The 7,089-nt window shown below is 73.0% G+C and carries 7 protein-coding genes; 2 read left to right on the top strand and 5 right to left on the bottom strand.

Annotation, left to right across the window (positions count from 1 at the left end):
• Positions 1–225: 225 nt before the first annotated feature.
• Genes ASF38_RS02885 through ASF38_RS02865 form a run of 5 tightly spaced genes read right to left on the bottom strand, consistent with a single transcriptional unit; the run spans position 226 to position 4,478 of the window.
• The gene (locus ASF38_RS02885) at positions 226–1,062 is read right to left on the bottom strand and encodes a tryptophan 2,3-dioxygenase (protein WP_055963597.1); all 837 of its coding nucleotides are present in this window, start codon (positions 1,060–1,062) and stop codon (positions 226–228) included.
• A 42-nt stretch (positions 1,063–1,104) separates the two neighbouring features.
• Positions 1,105–1,980: a biotin-dependent carboxyltransferase family protein gene (locus ASF38_RS02880; protein WP_055963600.1), complete on the bottom strand. Its 876-nt coding sequence runs from the start codon at positions 1,978–1,980 to the stop codon at positions 1,105–1,107.
• Positions 1,977–2,579, bottom strand: a complete 603-nt coding sequence (locus ASF38_RS02875; RefSeq protein WP_369815158.1) for an allophanate hydrolase subunit 1 — start codon at positions 2,577–2,579, stop codon at positions 1,977–1,979. Before ASF38_RS02875 ends, ASF38_RS02880 begins: the two co-directional genes overlap by 4 nt.
• A 2-nt stretch (positions 2,580–2,581) precedes the next feature.
• Positions 2,582–3,271 carry a LamB/YcsF family protein gene (locus tag ASF38_RS02870; protein WP_056573524.1) on the bottom strand — a complete coding sequence of 230 codons (690 nt, stop codon included), beginning with the start codon at positions 3,269–3,271 and terminating at the stop codon, positions 2,582–2,584.
• 37 nt (positions 3,272–3,308) lie between these two features.
• Positions 3,309–4,478: a methyltransferase domain-containing protein gene (locus ASF38_RS02865; RefSeq protein ID WP_056573521.1), complete on the bottom strand. Its 1,170-nt coding sequence runs from the start codon at positions 4,476–4,478 to the stop codon at positions 3,309–3,311.
• Positions 4,479–4,706: 228 nt separating this feature from the next.
• Between ASF38_RS02865 and groES the strand changes: the two genes are divergently transcribed.
• Both groES and groL read left to right on the top strand, forming a co-directional pair.
• Positions 4,707–5,000: a co-chaperone GroES gene (gene groES / locus ASF38_RS02860; protein WP_055963614.1), complete on the top strand. Its 294-nt coding sequence runs from the start codon at positions 4,707–4,709 to the stop codon at positions 4,998–5,000.
• A gap of 207 nt (positions 5,001–5,207) precedes the next feature.
• Positions 5,208–6,812 carry a chaperonin GroEL gene (gene groL / locus ASF38_RS02855; RefSeq protein ID WP_055963617.1) on the top strand — a complete coding sequence of 535 codons (1,605 nt, stop codon included), beginning with the start codon at positions 5,208–5,210 and terminating at the stop codon, positions 6,810–6,812.
• Positions 6,813–7,089 lie beyond the last annotated feature (277 nt).

The raw sequence follows: 7,089 nt of genomic DNA, 5'->3' as shown, positions 1-7,089 counted from the left end.
CCTTCGGGCTGCGCCAGTTCAACGGCTACGTCACGTGGACGGCGATCCTCCTGGTCATCGTCATCGTGCAGGTGCTGCAGTTCGCCGGCAACGCCTGGGCGCGGAAGGTGCTGCGGCGGTAGGGCCCGGCGACCGCCGTTTCGGACAGTTCCGGGGCAGTTGCACCCCGGACAGTGCCCCGGACGTGTCCGAAACGGGAGCGCTGGCCCGGGAGCGCGGCCGCGGTCAGAGCGCGGTGCGGACGTCCTGCAGCTCGGGGAAGAACGTCAGCTCGAGCGCGCGCTGCAGGAAGGACGTGCCGCTCGAGCCTCCGGTGCCGCGCTTGTGGCCGATGATCCGCTGCACCGTCTTGAGGTGGCGGAACCGCCAGAGGTGGAACCCCTCCTCGACGTCGACGAGCTCCTCGCACGTCTCGTAGACCTCCCAGTGGCGCTCGGGGTCGGCGTAGACGCGGCGGAACACCTCCACGACGCCGGGGTGCGGCTCGTAGGGCTGCGTGAGGTCGCGCTCGAGGACCGCGGGCGGCACGTCGTGGCCCTGGCGGGCCAGGTGGCCCAGGAAGGCGTCGTAGAGGCTGGGCGCGGCGAGGTCGGCGGCCAGCTGCGCCTGGGTGTCGGGCTCGTGCTCGAACACCTTGACCATCGCCGGTGTCTTGTTGCCGAGCAGGAACTCCACCGTCCGGTACTGCGCCGACTGGAACCCCGACGCCTTGCCGAGCGCGTCGCGGAACTGCAGGTACTCCACGGGGGTCAGCGTCTCGAGCACGCCCCACTGCTCGAACATCTGTCGCTGGACGGCCTTGACGCGGGCCAGCCGCTTGAGCGCGTGGGCGAGCTCGTCGGCGTCGATCAGCGCGATGGCCGAGCGCAGCTCGTGCACCAGCTGCTTGAGCCACAGCTCGGTCACCTGGTGCTGGACGACGAAGAGCATCTCGTCGTGGTGGTCGGTGACCGGCTGCTGTGCGGCGAGCAGCAGGTCCAGGCGCAGGTAGGAGCCGTACGTCGACTCGCCCGCCAGGTCGGTGGCGACGCCGTCCTCGACGGGTCGGTGGGTGGGCCTCATGCCCTCGATGGTGCCCCAGGCGCGGGTCGGGCCGCGCCGCGGTCAGGGCAGGGTGTGCCGGCGGAAGCGCACGGTCTCGCCCGGGCGAGCCTGCGCGAGGCGGTCGAGGCCGCGGCCGGTGACCACCCCGATGACCGGGTAGCCGCCGGTGACGGGGTGGTCGGGCCCGAGCACGACCGGGAGCCCGGCCGACGTCACCTGCACGCTGCCGCGCACGCACGGCTCGCTGGGCAGCTCTCCGTCGACGGCCCGCTCGAGGCCGGTGCGACCGGGAGCGGGGTGGTCCAGCCGGACGCCGATGCGGTCCGACCGCTCGGACACGACCCAGCCGGTGCCGAGGAACGCGGCCAGGGCGTCGGGCGTGAACCAGTCGTCGCGCGGACCGAGCACCACCTCGACGGTCGTGGTGCCGGGGGTCAGCAGGCTCGGGACGGGGGCGACGTCGGGCGGATCCTGGAGCGTCTCCCCGACGGCGATGTCGTCGCCGGAGGTCAGTGCCGGTGGTCCGAGCCGGCTGAGGGTGTCGGCGCTGCGCGAACCCAGGGTCGAAGGCACGTCGATGCCGCCGGCGACCGCCACGTAGCCGCGCAGGCCGTGGCCGAACGCGGCGACCGCGAGGTGCCGCCCGGCGCCCAGGCGCACCGCCCGACCGTGCTCGACCGGAGCACCGTCGACCAGCACCGGCCCGACCGCCCCCGTCACGGCGACGACGTGCTCGGACGTGGCCCGCAGCTCGAGGCCGCCTCCGAGCACCTCCAGGACGGCGGTGCCGGACGCGTCGCCCACGAGGGTCCGGGCCTGGTGGAGGGCTCGCCGGTCGAAGGCCCCCGCGGCGCCGACCCCCTGCGCGGCCAGCCCCGGTCGCCCGTCGTCCTGGACGAGCGTCAGGGGCCCGGGGTGCACGACGACCAGGCTCACGGCGAGGCCCCGGGGCCGGCGGCGCGGAAGCGGACGGTGTCGCCCGGTGCGAGCAGTGCCGCAGGGGAGCGCTCGACGTCGAAGAGCACCACGTCGGTGCGTCCGACCAACTGCCAGCCACCGGGCGACTCCCGCGGGTAGACGCCGCTGAACCCGCCGGCCAGGGCCACGGCGCCGGCGGGAACCCGTGGCCGGGGCGTGTCCTTGCGGGGGACCGTGAGCCGCGGGTCGCCGTCGACCAGGTAGGCGAAGCCGGGGGCGAACCCGCCGAAGGCGACGGTCCAGGGTGTTGCGGTGTGCGCGCCCACCACGGCCTCGACGCTCATCTGAGTCGCCTCGGCCACGGCGTCGAGGTCGGGCCCGTCGTAGACGACGTCGACCACGTGCTCACGCGCGCCGGACGTCGACGCCGTGGGCGCCGGAGGGACGCTGCGGGCCAGCGCTCGCATCGTCGACGGTCGACCGCGCAGGAGCACGGTGCGCGCCCCCAGCACGGCCTCCACGACGTCGGGGTGGTCGACCAGTGCCGCGTGGCGGCGGCGCGCCTCGTCGAGGTCGTCGCAGTCCAGGAGCACGGCGTCCTCCCCGCACGCGAGCACCCTCACACGAACGGTCCGACCCCGTGCCCGGCCTCCGCCAGGGCGGCGCGCACGGCCCGGACGAGGGCGAGCGCGTCGGGGGAGTCGCCGTGCACGCACAGCGAGTCGACCTGGCCGGCGAGGCGCAGCGCCTGGGACACGACCTCGTCGACGTCGCCCAGCACCGCGCCCGGCTGGTCACGCGGGACGAGGGTCCCGGCGGCGGTGTACGCGCGATCGGCGAAGCCCTCGGCGACGGTCGGGAGCCCCTCGGTGGCGGCGAGCCGCAGCGAGACGGCCCCGGGCAGCCCGAGGAGCGGAAGCCCGTACGGTCCCACGGCCTCGACCACGGCCGTCGCCTGCCGCTCGTCGTGCGCGACGGTGTTGTACAGCGCGCCGTGCGGCTTGACGTAGGCCACGCGGCCACCCACGGCGTCGGCCACCTCGGCGAGCAGGTCGATCTGGGCACGCAGCTCGTCGACCAGCTCGTCCGTGGCCGGCTCCTGGGGGCGTCGGCCGAAGCCCTCGCGGTCGGGGTAGCCCACCTGCGCACCGATCGCGACGCCACGCTCGACCGCGCGCTCGCACGCGTCGAGCATGAGCTCCTCGCCGCCGGCGTAGGCGCCGCAGCACACGTTCGCGCTCGTGACGACGTCGAGCAGGGCCAGGTCGTCGGCCGACTCCGCGACGTCGGCGTTCAGGTCGATCCGCACGCCTCCACCCTAGGACCCGCGCGGGGTGCCGGACGGCTCAGCGGGGGAGCGGGTCCACGAGCAGGGCGACGGCCTTGTCGTCCACCCTGGTCAGCACCACGGTGGCGCGCACGGACCCCTTGAGCCGCAGGCGGCGGACCAGCTGCTCGGGCACGACGTCGACGCCGCGCTTCTTGATCGTCAGGGTGCCGACGTCGAGCGCGACGAGCGCCGCCTTGAGCTGCTTCTCGCGGTAGGGCAGCTCCTGCACCACGCGGAAGGAGCGGGCGAGCGGATGGCGCACGTCGACGTCCGTGGTCACCCATGCGATGCGCGGGTCCACCAGCTGGCCGTCGATCCGCTCCGCCAGGCCTCCGACGAGACCGGCGCGGATCACCGCGTCGTCCGGCTCGTGCAGCCAGCCTCCCAGCTCGCCGACGTCGCCGGGTGCGCCGTCGCCGGCCAGGTCGTCACCGCCGGGCAGGGCCGTGGCGCGACGCGGCGCGCGGTCGGTCAGGTCGAGGCCGGCGCCCCACAGGCACGCCTCCACCAGGTCGCCGCCGTCGCTGACCCACTGCGCCTCCACGCCGGTGGGGACCAGCGCGTGCGGGATGCCCGGGAGGGTCTTCACGACCGCGCGACCGGCCAGGTGTGTCGCCACGACCGACCACGGCGGGCTCATCGCCTCGGGGTCGAACACCCGGCCACGGTCGTCGCGGCGGGCCGGGTCGAGGAACACCACCTCGTCGTCCGTCGGGTCAACGTCGGCGGCGTCGGCGCAGAGCACCTCGCCGTCGAGGTCGAGGGCGGCCAGGTTGGCGCGGGCGATGGCGGCACGCACCGGGTCGCGCTCCACGCCCCGGACCCGCAGGCCGGCGCGGGCGAGCGCGAGCAGGTCCGAGCCGATGCCGCAGCCCAGGTCGAGTGCCGCCGTGGCACCCGTGCCGGCGAGGCGTTCGGCACGCAGCCGGGCCACCGAGCCACGGGTGGCCTGCTGCAGCGCCTCGTGGGTGAAGAACATCCGCGCCGCCTCGTCGCCCAGCTTGGTGCGCGCGAGCCCGCGCAGGTGGTTCTGCGTGACGGCCGCCGCCACCAGCTCGACGTCGTGGGCGCGGCGCAGCCGCGTGCCCAGGGCGAGGTCGGACTCGACCCCGGCCCGCTGGTGCACCTCGGCCACCAGCGCCCGTCCCTCGTCGGTCTGCAGCCGCTCGAACGTCGCCAGGTCCACGCGCCCATCCAACCAGCCGCCACGAACGGCGCTCCCTCCTCGCAGGTCGGCGGACGATCGTGCGTCCGCCGACGGCGAACACCCTTTAGCACTCAGTAGGGGTGAGTGCTAGATTCGGAACTGGCACTCGGGTACCGAGACTGCCAACCGTGCACGACCCCCGCGACGGCGTGCACACCCATCACGTTCCATCCGTCATTCCACCAACGTTGAAGGGGAGGTCGACCAGTGTCGGTCACCATCAAGCCGCTCGAGGATCGTCTCGTCATCAAGGCCGTCGAGGCCGAGCAGACCACCGCATCCGGACTCGTCATCCCGGACACCGCCCAGGAGAAGCCGCAGGAGGGTGAGGTCGTGGCCGTGGGCCCCGGTCGCATCGACGACTCCGGCAACCGCGTCCCGCTCGACGTCAACGTCGGCGACAAGGTCATCTTCAGCAAGTACGGCGGAACCGAGGTCAAGTACTCGGGCGAGGAGTTCCTCATCCTCTCCGCCCGCGATGTCCTCGCCGTCGTCTCCTGACGCGTTCTGACGCACGTGGCATCCCGGCTGGCGGCGTTGCTCGTCGCTCGGCGACCGCTCCGCTCCAAGGTCGCCGTCGCGACGGCGCCTTGCCAGTCGGGCGCCACGCACGTCAGAACCGCCTGACGTCACCCGCCGGGTCTCCCGGCGCACTCTGTCCGGCACTCGCCGGGCACCCCATCTGATCCATGCGTAGGAAGGCATCACATGCCCAAGATCCTCGAGTTCGACGAGGACGCACGCCGCGCCCTCGAGCGGGGCGTCGACGCCCTCGCGAACACCGTCAAGGTCACCCTCGGCCCCAAGGGCCGCTACGTCGTGCTCGACAAGAAGTGGGGCGCCCCCACGATCACGAACGACGGTGTCACCGTCGCCCGTGAGGTCGAGCTCGACGACCCGTTCGAGAACCTCGGAGCCCAGCTGGCCAAGGAGGTCGCCACCAAGACGAACGACGTCGCCGGTGACGGCACCACCACGGCCACCGTGCTCGCCCAGGCGATGGTCCACGAGGGCCTGCGCGCCGTGGCCGCCGGCGCCAACCCGGTCGGCCTGAAGAAGGGCATCGAGGCCGCGGTCAAGGCCGTCAGCGAGAAGCTGCACGAGATCGCCCGCGACGTCGACGACATCAAGGACATGACCGACGTCGCCACCGTCTCCTCGCGCGACGCGCACATCGGCGAGCTCATCGCCGAGGCGTTCGACAAGGTCGGCAAGGACGGCGTCATCACCGTCGAGGAGTCCAACACGCTCGGCACGCAGCTCGACTTCACCGAGGGCATGCAGTTCGACAAGGGCTACCTCTCGCCGTACATGGTCACCGACACCGAGCGCATGGAGTCCGTCCTCGACGACCCCTACGTGCTCGTCAACCAGGGCAAGATCAGCTCGGTCGCCGAGCTGCTCCCGCTCCTGGAGAAGGTCATCGGCGCGGGCAAGAGCCTGTTCATCATCGCCGAGGACGTCGAGGGCGAGGCGCTCAGCACGCTGGTCGTCAACAAGATCCGCGGCACGTTCACCTCGGTCGCCGTCAAGGCGCCCGCCTTCGGTGACCGCCGCAAGGCCATGCTGCAGGACATCGCGACGCTCACCGGCGCCACGGTCGTCACGCCCGACGTCGGGCTCAAGCTCGACCAGGTCGGCCTCGAGGTGCTCGGCACCGCCCGTCGCGTCGTCGTCACCAAGGACGACACGACGATCATCGACGGTGGCGGCGAGACCGCCGAGGTCGAGGGCCGGGTCAACCAGATCAAGGCCGAGATCGAGCTCACCGACTCCGACTGGGACCGCGAGAAGCTCCAGGAGCGTCTCGCGAAGCTGGCCGGCGGCGTGTGCGTGATCCAGGTCGGCGCGGCCACCGAGGTCGAGCTCAAGGAGAAGAAGCACCGCATCGAGGACGCCGTCTCGGCGACCCGCGCGGCCATCGAGGAGGGCATCGTCGCCGGTGGCGGCTCCGCCCTCGTCCACGCCGTCTCGGTGCTCGAGGGCGACCTCGGGCTCAGCGGCGACGAGGCCGTCGGCGTGCGCATCGTGCGCAAGGGTGCCGACGCCCCGCTGGAGTGGATCGCCCGCAACGGCGGCGTCTCCGGCGAGGTCGTCGTGTCGAAGGTCCGCGAGTCCGGTGAGGGCTACAACGCCGCCACCGACACCTACGGGGACCTCCTCGCGCAGGGCATCCTCGACCCGGTCAAGGTCACGCGCTCCGCGCTGGCCAACGCCGCGTCCATCACCGCCATGCTGCTCACCACCGAGACCCTGGTGGCCGAGAAGCCGGCCGACGACGAGGGTGACGCCCACGCCGGGCACAACCACTGAGTCGTCGCACCGACGCGTTGTCGACGGCGCCCGCCCCTTCGGGGGTGGGCGCCGTCGTCGTTCCCGCCCGTGCTTGACGCGCCGCCGGCCAACCCGCACCGTGATCCCATGGCCACCGTCGAGGACGTCGAGCGTCTGTGCCTGGCGCTGCCGGAGGTCGCCGAGCGCACCAGCTGGGGCAACCGCGCCTGGTTCGTCGAGAAGGCGATGTTCTGCTGGGTGCGACCGTTCAGCAAGGCCGACCTGAGGCGGTTCGGCGACGACCCGGTGCCGCAGG

Source organism: Aeromicrobium sp. Leaf272 (assembly GCF_001422865.1).
In the GTDB taxonomy this organism is placed as follows: domain Bacteria; phylum Actinomycetota; class Actinomycetes; order Propionibacteriales; family Nocardioidaceae; genus Aeromicrobium.
Note: the sequence above shows the minus strand (reverse complement) of the source record. Positions and strands in the feature narration are given on the sequence as shown.

What these genes read in the sequence shown, in the direction of transcription:
- ASF38_RS02885 (WP_055963597.1), bottom strand. Translation starts at nt 1,062, where the DNA reads ATGAGGCCCACCCACCGACCCGTCGAGGACGGCGTCGCCACCGACCTG.
- groL (WP_055963617.1), top strand. Translation starts at nt 5,208, where the DNA reads ATGCCCAAGATCCTCGAGTTCGACGAGGACGCACGCCGCGCCCTCGAG.